Annotated in this window: 11 protein-coding genes, 3 pseudogenes and 1 riboswitch; of the genes and pseudogenes, 4 read left to right on the plus strand and 10 right to left on the minus strand. The window is 43.0% G+C overall.

What is annotated here, in order from left to right:
* Window positions 1–23 precede the first annotated feature (23 nt).
* The gene (locus JCM14108_RS03265; protein WP_035178400.1) at window positions 24–1,883 is read left to right on the plus strand and encodes a hypothetical protein; all 1,860 of its coding nucleotides are present in this window, start codon (window positions 24–26) and stop codon (window positions 1,881–1,883) included.
* A gap of 59 nt (window positions 1,884–1,942) precedes the next feature.
* On the opposite strand, the pseudogene JCM14108_RS03270 reads toward JCM14108_RS03265, so the two are convergent.
* Window positions 1,943–3,399: pseudogene (locus JCM14108_RS03270) on the minus strand (MFS transporter).
* Window positions 3,400–4,136: 737 nt separating this feature from the next.
* Window positions 4,137–6,098: a sugar MFS transporter gene (locus JCM14108_RS03280; RefSeq protein ID WP_035178404.1), complete on the minus strand. Its 1,962-nt coding sequence runs from the start codon at window positions 6,096–6,098 to the stop codon at window positions 4,137–4,139.
* 354 nt (window positions 6,099–6,452) lie between these two features.
* Between JCM14108_RS03280 and JCM14108_RS03285 the strand changes: the two genes are divergently transcribed.
* The 3 genes from JCM14108_RS03285 to fucP all read left to right on the plus strand — a co-directional run bounded on the left by JCM14108_RS03285 (window position 6,453) and on the right by fucP (window position 9,464).
* The gene (locus JCM14108_RS03285) at window positions 6,453–7,472 is read left to right on the plus strand and encodes a LacI family DNA-binding transcriptional regulator (RefSeq protein WP_035178405.1); all 1,020 of its coding nucleotides are present in this window, start codon (window positions 6,453–6,455) and stop codon (window positions 7,470–7,472) included.
* A 176-nt stretch (window positions 7,473–7,648) separates the two neighbouring features.
* Window positions 7,649–8,044 carry a D-ribose pyranase gene (rbsD, locus tag JCM14108_RS03290; protein ID WP_035178407.1) on the plus strand — a complete coding sequence of 132 codons (396 nt, stop codon included), beginning with the start codon at window positions 7,649–7,651 and terminating at the stop codon, window positions 8,042–8,044.
* A gap of 55 nt (window positions 8,045–8,099) precedes the next feature.
* Window positions 8,100–9,464: an L-fucose:H+ symporter permease gene (fucP, locus tag JCM14108_RS03295; protein WP_035178409.1), complete on the plus strand. Its 1,365-nt coding sequence runs from the start codon at window positions 8,100–8,102 to the stop codon at window positions 9,462–9,464.
* A gap of 78 nt (window positions 9,465–9,542) precedes the next feature.
* Here fucP and thiW read toward each other — a convergent pair whose 3' ends face one another.
* The 8 genes and pseudogenes from thiW to JCM14108_RS03335 form a co-directional block, all read right to left on the minus strand.
* Complete coding sequence (thiW, locus tag JCM14108_RS03300; protein ID WP_035178410.1) at window positions 9,543–10,052, minus strand: energy coupling factor transporter S component ThiW; 510 nt, start codon at window positions 10,050–10,052, stop codon at window positions 9,543–9,545.
* Window positions 10,053–10,092: 40 nt separating this feature from the next.
* Window positions 10,093–10,195: riboswitch (TPP riboswitch) on the minus strand.
* Window positions 10,196–10,262: 67 nt separating this feature from the next.
* Complete coding sequence (aroE, locus tag JCM14108_RS03305) at window positions 10,263–11,135, minus strand: shikimate dehydrogenase (RefSeq protein ID WP_035178411.1); 873 nt, start codon at window positions 11,133–11,135, stop codon at window positions 10,263–10,265.
* A 78-nt stretch (window positions 11,136–11,213) separates the two neighbouring features.
* Window positions 11,214–11,674: pseudogene (locus JCM14108_RS03310) on the minus strand (shikimate kinase).
* A complete protein-coding gene (locus tag JCM14108_RS03315; RefSeq protein WP_035178412.1) occupies window positions 11,671–12,528 on the minus strand; it encodes a prephenate dehydrogenase in 858 nt (285 codons plus the stop codon). Before JCM14108_RS03315 ends, JCM14108_RS03310 begins: the two are co-directional and overlap by 4 nt.
* Window positions 12,529–12,552: 24 nt before the next feature.
* Window positions 12,553–13,856: pseudogene (gene aroA, locus JCM14108_RS03320) on the minus strand (3-phosphoshikimate 1-carboxyvinyltransferase).
* Between the two features lie 11 nt (window positions 13,857–13,867).
* Window positions 13,868–15,037 carry a chorismate synthase gene (gene aroC, locus JCM14108_RS03325; RefSeq protein WP_035178413.1) on the minus strand — a complete coding sequence of 390 codons (1,170 nt, stop codon included), beginning with the start codon at window positions 15,035–15,037 and terminating at the stop codon, window positions 13,868–13,870.
* Between the two features lie 16 nt (window positions 15,038–15,053).
* Window positions 15,054–15,368 (minus strand): chorismate mutase, encoded by a 315-nt coding sequence (locus JCM14108_RS03330; protein WP_035178414.1) that lies wholly within the window; start codon window positions 15,366–15,368, stop codon window positions 15,054–15,056.
* A 345-nt stretch (window positions 15,369–15,713) separates the two neighbouring features.
* Window positions 15,714–16,979 carry a metal-dependent hydrolase family protein gene (locus JCM14108_RS03335; RefSeq protein WP_035178415.1) on the minus strand — a complete coding sequence of 422 codons (1,266 nt, stop codon included), beginning with the start codon at window positions 16,977–16,979 and terminating at the stop codon, window positions 15,714–15,716.
* Between the last annotated feature and the right edge of the window lie 196 nt (window positions 16,980–17,175).

Consider the following 17,175-nt stretch of genomic DNA (forward strand, 5'->3'; position numbering starts at 1 on the left):
ACTTTTGAAGGGAGTTAAACGCAATGCTGAGTTATTTTGCACTCATCACCCTGGTTGAAATTTCAGGGCTTATTATTCCATATATTTGGTTGATGATTATTGCCAATCGACGGGGGCGGATCTGGTCAACCGTTGCTGTTATCATTTTATTTCTGATCAGCTATGTCAACACCTACTTTAACCTACCAGACTTGGCTTACCCATCACTGATTGATGGTTGGCTGATGTGGTTAATTGGTGGCCTGATTGTGGTTGCCGTCTTAAGGCGGTTTGTTTTTGGCGGCGGCAACCCACCAGCCCGTTCTGAACACGCCGGTGATGGTATTATTACGCAAACCATCTCCAGATTCACGGATACCTTTGGTTGGCTCGGAAAACTGGCCGTTGGCATTGTTTTGGCCGTGGTCGTCTTTATTATTTTAGGTAGTGTTACCCAATTAGTTACCAAAATGAATCCGCGGCCAGCCGTTCAATCAATTAAGACCGACATCAATGATGATACCAAAGACGCACCAATGCCGGTAATCAAGAACAGCTCTGAAACGCCTGTGGTTAACGCACCGCAAACTGTTTCAACCGACATGAACAACTCACTGAACAGTTTTAAAAACTCCAACGTCTATGACTTGAATCATATGCGGGTTCAAATGTATCGTAAAAAGATGGTCTATGTCGCACCGGTTGAATTTTCCGGCGGCTTTTGGCGCTATATTCACTACTTGAAAGTGCCCGGTTATTTTAGAACCGATGCAACCGACAAAAATGCGGATCCTAAATTTGTCAGCCGACCAATGAAATATACACCAAGTGCCTACTTCAATAGTGACGCTGATCGTCGAATCAGTGCTCACAGTTTGGGCTACTCCATGGTTGGTTCAACCTCTCAATTGGAAATTGATGATAAAGGAACTCCTTACTACGTTCGAACACTTGCCAAACCAATTTCTTATTTAAATCGAAATTACGATTACAAACATTATAAAGTCGCAGTTTTAAACACGATAACGGGTAAGGTCAATGTTTACTCGCCAAACAACGTGCCTAAGTTCGTTGATATCGCGGTTTCACCGGAACTGGTTTCACAAGAAGTGAACCTGTTCGGCCGTTATCGTCACGGCTTTTGGAATGCTACCAGCTTTGGCGGCCACAGCGGTGTGATGCAGCCAACAAAGGCCGGAACCGAGGGTGGCGATCACCTTACGCCGTATGCTTACAAGGGTCGGGTTTACTACTTTACTGGGATGACCAGTGTCAATGCCCATCAAAGCTCCATTTTGGGCTACGCCTTTGTGGATGCCCGCACCAACACACTTCATTACTATCGGGAACATGGCAACGTCATGACGCCGGAACGGGCGATCTCCTATGCCCAACAAGATATCAACCCGCAAAACTATCGTGGGACGTTACCATTACTTTACCGAATCAATGGCGATCCCACTTGGGTTGTTTCGATGCTTGACCGGGACAATAATTCCTTTATGAAATTTGTTTACCTGCTAGCTGACGGTAATAACCAAAGTGGTACCTATGCTGTTGGTGATGATGCCCAAAGTACGCTTGCCTTATTTAACCAACGACTGGAAGCCAAAACCGGCGTTACTGTCGCGGCACCAAGCGGTAAGACAATTTCGGGAACCATCAATCGAATTGTCAGAACTACGGATAACAAATTATTATTCATCTTAAAGGACAATAATCAGGTTTATCAACTGGATACTTCTGCTAAAGGCTTTAAGCCGATTTACGAGTTTATTGCTGAGGGCGACAAAGTCAGCTTTAAGGCTGAATCCGGCAGTAATGATAATTTATCAACTGCTAATGTTTCGCTATCAACATTTAAAGATCAGTCACTCAACACTGGTAATAAGCAGTCTAAATAATACTATGCAAAAAGTGTGTTCGCAAACTTTCGATGGTTTGCGAACACACTTTTTATTTTCTAGCCATTACTGGTAGATGTCTGAGCAACTTGCGTTCGTTTTAATTGATACTTCTCTCGTTCCAATTTTTGGGCCCAAATATTAATTACAAGTGAAACCAGCATCAGTCCCAAAGATAAAATCATGATGTTATGTAGGCCGTTAAATAAGATAACCCGCATTTGTGGAATTAAGTGCTGTGGCAATGACCCAATATTTGTTGCATCACTTAACTTATTCATCATCTGCATGGTAATTCGACCACCAGATTGAAGAACACCCGCCTTAAGTGCATGATTCAAGATGATGCCGAAAATCGAAGCCGTAAACGTTTGGCTCAGCATTCGAATCAGGAAACTAAACGACGTTGCGATCGGAACATCCTGCGTCTCCGCATCCTGCTGCACTTTAATCTGCAGCTCGTTGAAGCAGGCACCATTGCCAAATCCTTCAAACGCACCAGCAATCAGCAAAATCCAGTAAGGTGTTTTTACGCCGGCAAAAACCAACAATGCAAACGAAATAACCAATGTGATAATACCAACCGCCACGACTCTTTGAGGCGTTAAAAACCGTCTCATCGGCGCAACCGTTCCGGAACCCAAAAATCGGTAATCGATCCCGGAATTTGGGTCGCACCACCAATCAGAGCCGTTGTTCCCAATAGCCCCTGAGCCCACATCGGACTATAAATCAAGAAGCCGATAAACGCACCCCAGATCAGCGTAAAGAGAACAAAATCAATCATTAATGGTCGGTTCTTAAACAATCGGCTTGGGATAATTGGATCTGCCACCCGATCTTCAATTCGAAACATAATTGTTAAAACGATAACCGCAAACCCAACCAATAACACTACAATCGGCCAACTAACACTGCCAATAAATTCAATTCCGGTCAGCAGTGCTACTAAACCAATTGTCATGAGCGAAGCACCAACATAATCAACCGGATTGGTCTTGTGCTGGCGTTCCGGCATCCGATAATAAACTTGGACAAAGAAAATTGAAATCAATCCAATTGGAACATTTAAGTAGAAGACCCAGTGCCAGCTAAAGGTATCAACGATGTAGCCGCCAACCAACGGCCCGATAATCGTAGCCATACTGTAACTGGCCGAGACAAACCCAAGCACCTGCATCCGCTTGCGGGGATTGGCATACATTCTGGCATAAATGATATACGGTAACGAAATCATACCGCCGTTTCCAATTCCCATTAGAGTTCGCGCGCAGATCAGAAAAATAATATTGGGTGACATCCCTTGCAAAAACGATCCAATTACAAAGAAGGATGCCGCGAGTTGATAACTTTTTTTGTTGCCAATATGTTCACCGAGTTTGCTCCACAGCGGCGTGCTGACCGCTGTTCCCAAAAGAAACACGGCAACGATCCAACCAATTAATTCAATTCCGTGAAGGTCGGAAATAATTGCAGGCAATGCGGTATTGATGATTGTATTGTCAAGTCCACCCATTGCATTCGATAACAGTAACGCGCACGTTACGATCAAAACATCACGTTTTGACACAGCATTCCCCTCTTTCTATTTTTTAGCCACCTTTCTATATTACATCTTTTATCGAGATTACAAAATGGTCAACTAGATTTCCTAAAAAGTAAAAAGCGTTGTCAAAAAGATGGCAACGTCTAAAGTAACTATTCAAATAATGACTAAATGATTTTCATTCTCAATTACTTATAGCTTTTTTCTTCTAATATAACCATTAACAATCTCCACTAATGCGGAAACAATCAAAAAAATTGCGATGATATTGAGTAGTGTGACGGTAAGATACATTATTATTTGACTGGGAAATTTATACCAAGTCGTACTGAAAATCAGTAACGCAGCAACCACTAACTTAACAGCTATTTTAATTGCCATTATGATCATCATCTTTCTACGACTATTACGATAAAATCATCTGAAAACTTATTTCGAACTGAATTTTAAGCCCAAGTTAATTGAACTTCAATTAACAAGCGTTAAAAAACAACGGACAATTGTCATCACCAGTCACAATCACGAGATATTGACAAACTTTGCGATCGGGTTTTTAAAATTCATCAACATAAAATAATAGCCGCAAACCGGTAACAATTAAAAATCCCCGAATAACCAGCAGGCATGAAAGTTCGCTTGATTATTTGGGGATTTTTATAGTTAACGCTGTTTAGTTAATGAAGAATCAATTGTTAAATTCGTCCGGTTTACTGATTATCCGTTGTTTCCGGATTTGACAAATTCAAAACTTCATCACCGTGGGTCACATCGCCGGCTTCTTTGATATAATTGAAATCTTTGATGTCTTTGTAGTTCGTAACAACCACCATAACCGTATCATCGTGACCGGCTTTCTTAATCGCAGGCTGCCAGAATTCGATTAATTCCTGTCCCTGCTTGACGTGTTGACCCTTGTCAACGTACTGCACAAAGCCGGTTCCCTGCATTTTAACCGTTCCAATTCCAATATGGATCAACGTTAAAATACCGCTGTCAGAACGCAGCCCAATTGCATGCCGGGTTGGGAAAGTTGCTTCTACGACCCCATCAAACGGTGCAAACACTTTACCGTCGGTTGGTTTAATCGCAAACCCTTTCCCCATGTTTCCAGAGGCAAAGTTGTCATCGGAAACGTCAGCGAGTGGGACCAGTGTACCAGTGATTGGTGACTTGTAAGAAGTCGTTGTTGCAGCAACTTTCTTTTCGATATCCTGCATTGACTCCTCACCGTTTGTTTCCAAGTGCTCATGCCAAGTCTTTTCAAGTTCATCGACAATCTTGGCGTGCTCTTTTTCATCCAAAGTTACCTTCTTGAAGAAGATAAACGTTCCAGTCAACATTAACAGGGCTGGGACACCAAACATAAAAAGTTTGAAAACAATATGGCCTTGGTTGGTAATCGTATTTGCCGTAGCACCGGCAGTCATACCTGCAAGAACAGCAGCTGCACCAACAACCCAGTTCGAAACAGCACCGCCCAATTTATCAAGCAGTGGTCGAACAGCCAAAGTCAATGATTCATCACGGTGCCCAAATTTTAACTGGCCATATTCAACAGAATCACTGATAATCATCAAAACAACCAGGAATACAAGTGGTTGTGGAATGTAGAACAATACGGCGGAAATCAAAACCAAAATTAATGATGAACCGGCAAACGCGAAAATTAACATTGCCAGTAGCATTAGACCGATACACATGAAGAACACATTTCGCCGACTATATTTTTGAGCTAATGGTGGGAAAAGTAATACGGCTACAATTCCAACAGCCATATTTAGGCCCATTAAAAATGAATACTGGCCGGGTTTTCCCATGATATACGTAAAGTAGTAAAGCTGGCAGGCGTTGGTAATCTGAATACCGGCAGTGTACAAACCATATGTCAAAGAAAGCCACATCAATTGATCGTTTCGTCCTAATACTTTAAAGACGTCTCGAAGACGAGTCTTTTCAGCGTTCTTTCGAAGCAGAGAATCATTTTCTTTGGTTCCTAAAGCAACAACTACAGCGGAAAGCCATGAAACAAGCCCGATGGTTGCGGCAAACATGAACCAGCCTCTCAAATCACCTTGACCGTGATTCGTGTTAATCGAGAAAAAGACAACCAGTGGCATAACAATAACACCAACAATATTTTGTCCAATGTTGGAACCAACCCGGGCAAAAGTAGCCGTTTTCTCACGTTCTGCTGAATCAAACGAGATAGCCGGAATCATTGACCAAAAACCGACATCCTTAAATGAATAGAAAATATCCATCATAATATATAAAATAGCAAAAATAATCAGGTAAAGAATTGGATTTGAAACATTTAAACCAAACATGTTACTAAACAAAATCGTTAAAGCAATTGAACCAACAGTACCACCAGCAAGGATCCAAGGTTTAAAGTGACCCCATTTGGTATTGGTATTATCAATCGCATTTCCGATAAATGGATCAATTAAAAGCTCAACAACCCGCAAAGAACCAATAATTATTGTAATGAAAAAGATCATCCGATCATTACTTGCGCTACTGCTCTTATCGAACAGGTGAGAAGTAATGAAAATCATAAAATAAGTCGACAACGTCGCATAAAACATATCGTGGCCAAACGCACCAAATGAATACGACAACCGCGATGTAATTTTACGACCCGTAGTCTCAGTGGTATTACTTGCCATAAAGGATGCCTCCAAAAAATAGTTTTAAATAAAATAATTGCTAATTTGAATGTAAACGTTTACAGTGTAAATGTCAAATAATTTTATTAAATTTTTTACTCACCTCGCTTACTTTTTTAATCAGGTTGCAAAATGTTTAAATTTATTTCATTATTTATTATACAGGCTTTTTAAGTAATCGCGTTATTTCACGCCTTCAGCGTTCTCTTTTTGTATAATTCAGAATTTTCTTCACGAAATCTTTTACATTCAAGTTTAATAAGTTAATCAAAATTAATTCTATTAATAATTTACTGAAATTCAGTTCATACTTAAATGAAATTAATATACTAGTTTTTCACGGGGGCTACAATCATGACAACAATAAAAGATATTTCTAAAGCAGCAGGTGTTTCCGCGGGGACCGTTTCACGCGCTCTGAGTTTGGATAAAAATAAATTTGTCGCTAAAGAAACCCGAAAAAAAATTCGAGATATCGCCGATAAGCTAGGGTATGAATACGACAGCAATGACGATCAGGCACCCACGCCCCTTAAATTTGCCCTATTAACTACAATGACCCTTGAAGAGGAAACCCATGATGAATATTGGCGCTTCGTCCGCAGGGGCATGTATGAAGCCGCTAAGGAACGCCATATCGATCTCAGCAACATTATCCGGCTTCAAGACGGCGTTAACCTTCAAAAGCTTAGATCCGTCGATGCGGTTATTCTGGTTGGGAGCGTCACTGAAGCTGCCGTTAAAGAGATTAAACGCTATAACGCCAATCTTGTGATTGTCGATGGTGGCGGCTACTATCACGGTCTGGTAGATATCGTTGACACCAACCTATCAGAATTAACCATAGCGGCCTTAAATCAGCTTAGCGCTCATACAGCCGGTAAAATCGCCTTTATTGGCTGTACGCGAAATCAAATTGATCTGGATGGCCGGCTGGTCGCAAAGATTCCTGATGCCCGTTCTAAAGCTTATCATGAGTGGGCCTCCCAAAATCAGAAACCGGAAATTTACCGAGAAATTGAACCGGATACTGAAGTGGCGATGAAAACAACCGAAGAATTGATTACAAAATACGGGCAGCAGCTGTCCGCTATTTTGATTTGGTCTGATCCGTTCGCAATCGGTGTTATGCGGGCACTTTCAAAATATCAGTTGGTCCCTGGCAAAGACTTGGCTGTTATGAGCTTCGATGATTTGGAATTCGCCTCCTTTTTAACACCTTCTCTCTCCAGCATTTGGATTCCAAAAACCGAACTTGGTTTTCAAGCCATTTTACATGCTGAGTCTTTAATCAACCTTAAGCCTCACTGGACAGTTAGAAATATCATTCCAGGGAAAATCAAATATCGGGAAACATTTAATCCCCAAAAATAAAATCTTTCAGCCCTAACACCTTAAGATCAAGAATTTAGGCTGGTATTAGGGACTTTTTTTGTCAAATTGAAAAAAATTTTCTTGAAAGCCTTTGCAAAAAATGGTATCATGCAAGTATGAATTTTAAAGTAAAACCTTTTATTAAATCGATTAACTTCAAGGAGAATTCTATTATTATGAAAAAAACTGGTGTTATTAATTCGGAATTATCAAGTGTCATTGCCAATATGGGACACATGGATTGGCTTGGGATCGGCGATGCCGGTATGCCCGTTCCGATGGCAACTCCCAAAATTGATTTGGCATTGGCTAAAAACCTGCCAAGCTTCCAACAGGTTCTTCAAAACATTCTAACTGAATTGGAAGTGCAAAAAATTTACCTGGCAGAAGAAATCAAAATCCAAAATCCCAAACAGCTGGCTGCCATCAAAGAAATTTTACCGGCGGTTTCAATTGAATATGTACCCCACAGTCAATTGAAAAAAGATTTGGCCAAAACACATGCCTTTGTTCGAACCGGTGAGATGACTCCTTTCTCAAATGTTATCTTGGAATCGGGCGTCACTTTTTAATTTTTAAAGTAAAACGTTTTATCTATAAAAACGAATCAAGGAGGATTTTTTGCACATGGAACTCACAACAACTAAAAAAAGCCATCGCTGGACACAATTGTCCGATGGTTATCTCAGCAAAACGCCGATTTTTCAATTCCTATTAGTCTCAATGATATTCCCGCTTTGGGGTGCCGCCGCCAGTCTAAACGATATTCTTATCACACAATTCAAGACAGTTTTCATGCTAAACGATGCCGCAACCGCATTTGTTCAAAGTGCTTTTTACGGTGGTTACTTTTTAATTGCGATCCCCGCTTCACTCATCATCAAAAAACAAAGCTATAAATTTGCGATCATGACCGGTCTGATTTTTTACATCCTCGGATGTGCGCTTTTCTTCCCTGCTTCACGGGTCGCAACCTACTCCATGTTTCTGGTTGCTATCTTTGCGATTGCAATTGGACTCAGCTTCTTGGAAACATCTTGTGATACTTACAGTTCAATGCTTGGTCCCAAAAAATATGCCACCATGCGTTTGAACTTCTCACAAACACTGGTACCGCTTGGCGATATCGCCGGTATTCTGCTCGGCAAATACTTAATTTTCGGCAGTGTCGGTAATCTGGCCGAAAAAATGAGCAGCATGCACGGTGCAGCTCGAATTGCCTATGGTGAACAAATGCTTCAATTGACCCTTCGACCTTATAAATATATCTTGGCAGTCTTAATTTTAATGTTGATTATCTTTGCCCTTTCACCGATGCCCCGGGCAAAGGCAACTGCCGAGCCAACCGAAGCCGGCTTGGAAGCCCAGGAGGAAAAGCCCAGCCTGGCTGAAACCATTAAGTATCTCTGGGGTAACGCCAGATTTAAAAAGGGCGTGTTAACGCAATTCATCTACGCCGGCCTTCAAACCACGGTTTGGTCGTTTACTATTCGGCTTGCGCTAAATTTAAATGATAAAATCACCGACAGCGCTGCTTCAACCTTTATGATTTATAGTTACATCGCTTGGTTTATCGGGAAACTAATCGCAAACATTTTCATGAGTAAGTTTTCGATTACGGGCGTATTAACCACATACTCCCTCCTGGGAACACTGTCACTAATTATTACGTTTACCGTTCCAAATATGACAGCCGTTTACGCAGCCATCATGACGAGCTTCTTCTTTGGCCCGGAATGGCCAACGATCTACACACATACACTGGATGCCGTAACAGAAAAGAAATATACTGAAACGGCTGGTGCTATTATCGTCATGTCCTTAATTGGCGGAGCCATTGTGCCTGCTATTCAAGGATTGGTTTCCGATTTTAGCGGTTCAATGCAATTATCATTTATTGTCCCAGCAGTTTGCTATCTATTTATCACCGGCTATTTCTACTTTGAATATCGATTTGAAAAGAAGCACCCCGAAGAAGTTGCCGAACATTAATTATAAGTGATCAAAACAAAAAGCCATCAGTTTCGTGAGAACTGTTGGCTTTTTGTTTTGATCACTAATGGACAATTTTTACTTAGAGATCTTTTTCAACTGTGGCAAAATAAGCCGCTGCCACATGCTTAGCAGAATCAGGTAGCCGACAACTACCCCGACAAGCGCACTCAAAAAGAAGCTGGGTACAAACAGCCATAAAGCACCATTTGCCCCCATTAGCCATTTTGCGACAGGATAAGCAACAATGGCACCGATAATGCCGGTTCCGATTAGTTCACCACAGGCAGCCATTAAAAGGCTTTTAGTCTTTTGAAACAGCCAGCCAACACAAAAAGCACCAATCATACTGCCGGGAAACGCCAACACCGTTCCGGTTCCCAAGATATTCCTGATTAATGACGTGATAAATGCTTGGGTAACTGCCCACCATGGTCCGACCAAAACGCCGGAAATTAAATTAATCAAGTGCTGCATCGGTGCAACCTTTGCCACACCAATTGTAAACTCAAACATACTGCCGCCAACCACTCCCAAAGCTGAGAGTAATGCCGTTAAAATCATCTTATATGTAGCCGATCGCCTCATAAAAAAAGTCCTCCCATCTCAATTAAGATAACAGAAGGAGGGGACCACCCTGACAATTTCCCTACACTGGCTTTGACCAGATCAGGTTCAAAGGGTTCGCGCTTAAATCGCGTCTCAGCCGGTGGGCTCCCCTAATGTCATCAAACTTTATTTAAAATCAAGTATACTATTAAATCCTTAGAGACGGTATCCATTAGTTACTCAGCGTCATTAAAAATGCCCTCTTTTAGCCACTTCCTGATTGACCGTCGCAATCACCTTTTCAACCGGCATCTTTTTTCCTGTCCATTCCAGAAAAGAACCGGCTGCCTGATGAACCAACATCCCAATCCCATTGAATGTTCGACAGCCCTTTTTCTCAGCTGCTTTTACCAGCGGCGTTTTTAATGGAAAATAAATGACATCAACCACTACCTGATGGGAAGTCAGCTGGTTTAAAATCGCTTCACTAATGGGTAATTGATTATCATCACTCATCCCAATATTGGTTGCATTAACAATAATTTGACTCTGCGAAACCGCTGCCGTCATTGCCGCTTCATTTTCGTATGGCAGAACTGAAACCTTATCAGACCAACTTTCAAGAAGTGCTTTTCGTGGCGCAAAGGATTTGTTCTGTCGTTTAAACACACACATCTTAGAGGCGCCCACTTCTATTGCAGCCGCAATAATCGATCGACCAGCACCACCAGCGCCTAAAACCGTTATCGTCTTGCCCTTGATATCAATTCCGGCATGCTTTAATGAATCAACGAATCCTTGGCCGTCAGTTGTATCACCCACTAATTTGCCATTGCGATTAACGATCGTGTTAACCGCATTTAATCGTTTTGCTCTTGGCGTAATGTCATCCAGCAATGGCAGGACGGCTGTTTTTAATGGCATTGATAGGTTAACCCCGCCAATGGCCATTGCCCGCATCGCTGCCATAGCCGGTTTTAAATTTTCCGGAACAACGTCAAACGCCAAATAAACACCGTTTACACCACTAACATGAAAACTTGTATTATGTATCAGCGGCGACAGGCTGTGAGCAGCCGGATGCGCTAATAATCCATAAAGTTTCGTGTGACCATCAATCATGCCAACCCCACCTTTAAAAATTAAATTATTTTAAGACCGATAATTCCTGCATAATTTTTTCAACCACCTGTTCAGGCGTTAAATGATCCGTTGCAATTCGAATGTCACTAACCCGATTGTATCTATCATCCGTTGGTGTTTCAAATCAATCAAGCCGGCTAATCCCAATTTTTTAGCGAGCGGCCGGCCACTATCATTTCTTAAACGTGCCAGAATCGTTTCTGGTAAAACATCTAATAGAATAACGGGAACCGTCGTCTGGACCAACAGTTCAAAATTAGCCGGTTGAATCGGTGTCCCGCCCCCGTTCCCAGAATCCCTTCATCGCCCAACGAGTTCATAAGTGCATCATGCTCCAGCATCCGAAAGGTTGCCTCACCCTCATCATCAAAAATCTGCTGAATCGATTTTCCCGTCCGATGAACGATAACATCATCCAAATCATGATAGGGAACCTGGATTTGATTAGCAAGCAATCGCCCAACCGTTGTTTTTCCACTCCCCATAAAACCAACCAAAATAGCCCTCATCATTATCATTTCCTTTCGTCTATCGACTTCCTGCTTGCCCGTGCCCGAGCAAAGAACGCTTTAATTGTCGCTTCATCATGTGTATCCAGTGCCGCTTGAAACTTGGCGAGGTGTTGTTGAAATTGGGATAACGCCCGACTGATTTGCTCGGTATTATTCATCATAATGGTCGTCCACATTGTCGGATCAGAGGCGGCAATCCTGGTAGTATCTTTAAAGCCACCGGCCGCTGCTTTTAAGCCGATTGATTTTTCGTCAAGGCTGTCTGTGATCGTATTTACCAAGGTAACTGCCACCACATGAGGAAGGTGACTCAATTCACTTACCAATTGATCATGTGCCGCCGCCGTGATCGGTTGCCATCGAATCATTGACTTACTCAACAACTGTTGGTAATCAGCCAGTTTTCGATTGGTTTGCGTTTTACCGACCAGAAAATAAATAGCGTTCTTAAACAAATTCGGTGTTCCGAACCGACCGCCGGATTTATCAGAGCCCGCCATTGGATGACCGCCAACAAAATTGATCCCTTTTGCCAGCAGTGGCTGAGCCGCTTTCATAATCGTTTTCTTTGTACTGCCAACATCCGTGATGAAGACATCGGGCTTTAACGATAAGCGTTGTAACGCATGAATTTGGCCAACTATAACAGAAACCGGACCGGCCAGCACGATAAAGTCGGCCATTATTGCCGCTTCTTCAAACGATTTTCTAATATTAATAATTTGCTGGTCAAGCAAAAACTGGGCCGAATCATCATCGGGATCACTGCCGATAATTTCAATTTTCCGATCGCCATCTCTGATTGTTCTGGCAATCGAGCTGCCAATTAATCCCAAGCCACTGATCAACACCGTAGACATATGACTTTCACCTCAATATTTCAATTAAGAATAACTTTCAACATTCATAACACTTTCCAGATCATCAAAGAATTCCGGATAGGAAATATTAACACTTTCAGCACCGGCTAACTGAAATGATGTATCAACCAGCAATGATGCAATCGCCAGTGTCATACCAATTCGATGATCGCCATGACTGTCCAATTGATGCTTTTTAACTTGCCAAGGCTGGCTGCCATCAATAACGAAGCCGTCAGGCAGTTCGCGAATGGTAATGCCCAATTTGGTAAACTCTTGGACGACCGCGGCAATCCGGTCGGTTTCCTTTACCCGCAATTCACCAGCACCGGTAATGCGACTAACGCCGTTTGCTTTTGCGGCCAATAATGCCACCAGCGGCAATTCATCAATAACTGCCGGGATCTCCGCCGCGCCAATCTCAATCGCTTTAACGCCGCGCTGGAAACAATTAAATCAGCAGTTGGTTCTCCCGACTCATCCCGATGGCGCTCAACAACCCGGCCGCCCATTTGCTTTAAAATCTTCAACAGGCCGGTGCGGGTTTCATTAACCCCCACATTTTTTAAAATCAACTTTGAGTTTGGTACCAACGTAGCCGCCACGAGAAAGAATGCTGCCGAGGACATATCGCCCGGAACCGTTAGTTCAATCCCGTTTAACTTCGGCTGCGGATTAACCTGGATGGTCACCCCGTCAGGCAACGTTTCAACCGCCGCTCCAAATGCGTTTAACATCTTTTCCGTATGATTACGGGTTGGTAGTTGTTCAACCAGGATAGACGGCTTGTCAGCTTGAATGGCCGCCAAAATTAAAGCACTTTTAACTTGGGCGCTGGCAACCCTTAAATGGTAGTCGATTGCATGCAGCTTTTTCCCATGAATTCTAGCCGGTAGATGGCCCTCCGTCACACAAATGTCAGCCCCCATTTCAGCCAGTGGTTCACTTACCCGCTTCATTGGCCGCTTGGACAAAGATGCATCGCCAAACAGCGTTGTCTCGAAATTCTGACCTGCCAACAGTCCCATTATTAATCGGGTAGTTGTCCCGGAATTGCCCATATCCAAAGGCTTGTCGGGCTTTTTTAAGCCGTGAAGACCAACACCGTCAATCACGACCGTTTCACCGGTGCGTTTAATCGGCACGCCCAGCTGTTGAAAGGCCTTTAATGTTGATAAACAATCCTCAGCAGTTAAGAAGTGATGCAGGATGGTCTGACCATGACTAATGGCCCCAAACATGATGCCACGGTGGGAAATGCTTTTATCTCCCGGAACCGATAATTCTCCGTGTAATCCGGAGAGTGGTTTATGCGTTAATTCTTTCACTCGGATCACCTCTAAAATTCCTTTAATTCATCTCGATAATCGGCAACCTGCTCCTGCAGTCGTTGAACGTTATCGCTATCAAATTTATCAACTAGTGCTTTAGCCAGTTCAATTGCCACAACACTTTCAACGACAATTGAAGCCGGTACAATCGCCGTTGTATCGGAGCGCTCTACATTGGCCTTTTTGACTTCTTTTGTTGTGACATCAACACTTTGCAGCGGTTTATATAACGTTGGAATTGGCTTCATGGCTGCCTTAACAATGATTGGCATGCCATTGGTCATCCCGCCTTCAAAGCCGCCCAAATGATCCGTATTTCTAAAGAAACCGGTATCTTTTCGCCAATCAATCTCATCCATTACCTGGCTGCCATAACTGGCTGCTGCCTTGAAGCCGTCACCGATTTCAACGCCCTTCATCGCGTTAACACCCATGACTGCCGCGGCCAATTTCCCATCTAATTTTGTATCCCAACTAATGTAGCTGCCAAGTCCAGCCGGCACGTTTGTCGCGATCACCCGGATAATCCCGCCGAGCGTATCACCGTCTTTTCTGGTTTTATCAATCAAATCATGGATTGGCACCACTTTTTCCTGATCGATAATCCGTAAATCATTATGACTGATTGCCGATTCAATTTTGGCAACGTCTAATTCCGGCTTGTTATCAGTAGAAATCGAGCCGATTTGTTCGACATAACCAACCAGCTGAATACCGACTTGCGCCAAAAGCTGCTTACAGATTGCCCCAACAGCGACACGAATCGCAGTTTCACGAGCCGATGAGCGCTCAAGGACGTTTCTTAAATCATGGTGCCGATACTTCATCCCACCAACCAAATCCGCATGGCCCGGACGAGGACGTTGAACTTTTCGCAATGTGTTCTCAGGTGTCTGCGGACTGGTGGGATTCATAATTTCGTTCCAGTGGGCATGGTCACGATTCTGAACCACCAGTGCAATTGGCGATCCCAATGTAATCCCATGACGAACCCCGCCGACAATGGTTACCTGATCATGTTCTATTTTTTGGCGGTTCCCACGACCATAGCCACCCTGCCGCTTCTTCAATTGCGCATTAATCGCTTCAATATCCAGTTGAAGCCCTGATGGGATTCCTTCAATAATCCCGGTTAATTGTGGTCCATGTGATTCTCCTGCAGTCAAGTAGTTAAGCAATGTCTCATCCTCCGAACTATTTATTTTGGTCTGATTTGGTATCGTGTTCAAATTGCCTGGTATTTTCCATAATTGAACGGTAAATATTCCAAATATACTGCCGTGTTTTTCGATTTGGGTCAAGTGCCGTAACACCTTCAAGCACTGCTTCCTCACGATCCGGATCAAAAACCGGCAGTCCCTGTTTTTCTTTGATCTTTCCTATTTTAGCAGCTGTTTCAAACCGCTTGGTTAATAAAGCCACAATTGATTCATCAAGTTGATTGATCTGCTTTCTGGCTTCGGTCAATTCCTCTGAACTATTCCACGCTGGATCTGCTTTCATCAACATTTATCCCACCTCGTATTTTTTCAAGAAAAAAACCGACTAGAATGATATCCAGCCGGTTTACGAAACTCGTAAAGAATTGGTAGTTGACCCAGCCAGACTTTTGCGTCTAGCGGCCAATAACAAAGCATTGACTCTGCACCACTCAGACGCGAACGCGTGAATTGCGCCCGCATCGCTGCGGACACTACATAAAGTAGGCATAGCCAAAATAAAACGCATTTACAAGAGATACTTGCTTTGTCATTCGTATCAATTCCTCTCATTAGATTGTCATTATTAAACCACATTAGGGGAATTCCGTCAACCCTAATAATTTCCTCATTTCTTTCTAATCGCCTGAGGCATCTAAAAAATCGCTCGAATTTTTTCTGAAACCCGACTGCCAATTACTTGTTCAGCCGTCGTTTGCGCATGCACCCGCTGGCCATTTTGGTAAACGTCCTTATCTCCCTGAAGCACCTTAATATCTTTAATTGGATTTTTGGTTGTCACAATAAAGTCGGCATAGTTACCAGCGGCAATTCGGCCATATTCCTGATCAACATGCATCGCTTTGGCACTGTTAATCGTTGCGGTATCAATTGCCTGTGCTGTTGTCATCCCCGCTTTTTCCACATAAAGCTGCAGCTCATAAGCACTTTCATTTTGAAAACCATTAAACGGTGTCCCGGCATCTGTGCCCATAGCAATTGGAATACCTGCCTGAACAGCTTTTGAAATACTTGCGAAGTGTTTTCTGATATTCAAAACCACTTTATCTCTTGCCCAGTCAGGGACTACGCCACGACCGGAATTGTAAATCGCATACATCGCGTTCATCGTTGGAACAATAATCGTGCCATGGTCCTTCATCATAGCAATCGCTTCATCATCAATGTCAAAGGCGTGCTCTATCGTATCAAAGCCGGCAGCTATCGCTTCTTTGATGCCTGCATTTCCCTGGGCATGTGCCGCTGCCGTTTTTCCTTTATTGTGCGCCTCACAAACAGCTACCCGTGCCTCCGGGGCTGTAAACTGAATTTCGTCCGGCGTTTCACCTTTTTTAAGGACGCCGCCTGTAACCATCATTTTAATATTATCAACGCCATTTTTCAGTGCCTGGCGAACCCCCTTGCGCACTTCTTCGACGCCATCAACTTCATAACTGCTCAGTGAGTCGTGACCGCCTGTAATTGAAAATGACCGCCCGGAAGTCATGACCTTTGGACCTTTGATCCAGCCCTTTTCCTGCATTTTTTTAATTTCAATATCAATATCAAATTCCGCACCGACATTACGAATATAGGTAACGCCATTTGCGATTGCATCTGCCATATTACGAATGGCAAACATCGTGCACATTTCGCGGGAGTCCGGATGACGTTTTTCCTTTCCACTCTGCCACCAATAAGTCGGCATATCCGTGATATGCGTGTGAATATTCATCAGCCCCGGCATTACAAACTGACCGTGAAAGTCAACAATTCGGTCATAAGATCGACTGGTCGCACTGCCACTACCAACTTCAATTATTTTACCGGTCTCTTCATCAACAACAATGTGCTGATTAAATACAAAATCCTGTTTATCATGATTGTAGACTGCCGCGTTTGTATAATTAATAACTGTCATTATCCGTCTCCCCTTCAATAGGTTTTCTCTTTTTCAACTCACCCATTAGCCATTCATTGTCAGTACTGCGATTACTTTATCAAGCAAAAAAGCGCCCATCAGAAAATAATCTGAAAGGACGCTTTTACGCGGTACCACCTCACTTACGGAATTTAAATTCCGTCTCTCACGTACGCCCAAAATACTTGGGATAACG

The organism is Lentilactobacillus farraginis DSM 18382 = JCM 14108 (genome assembly GCF_000583655.1).
GTDB lineage: Bacteria > Bacillota > Bacilli > Lactobacillales > Lactobacillaceae > Lentilactobacillus > Lentilactobacillus farraginis.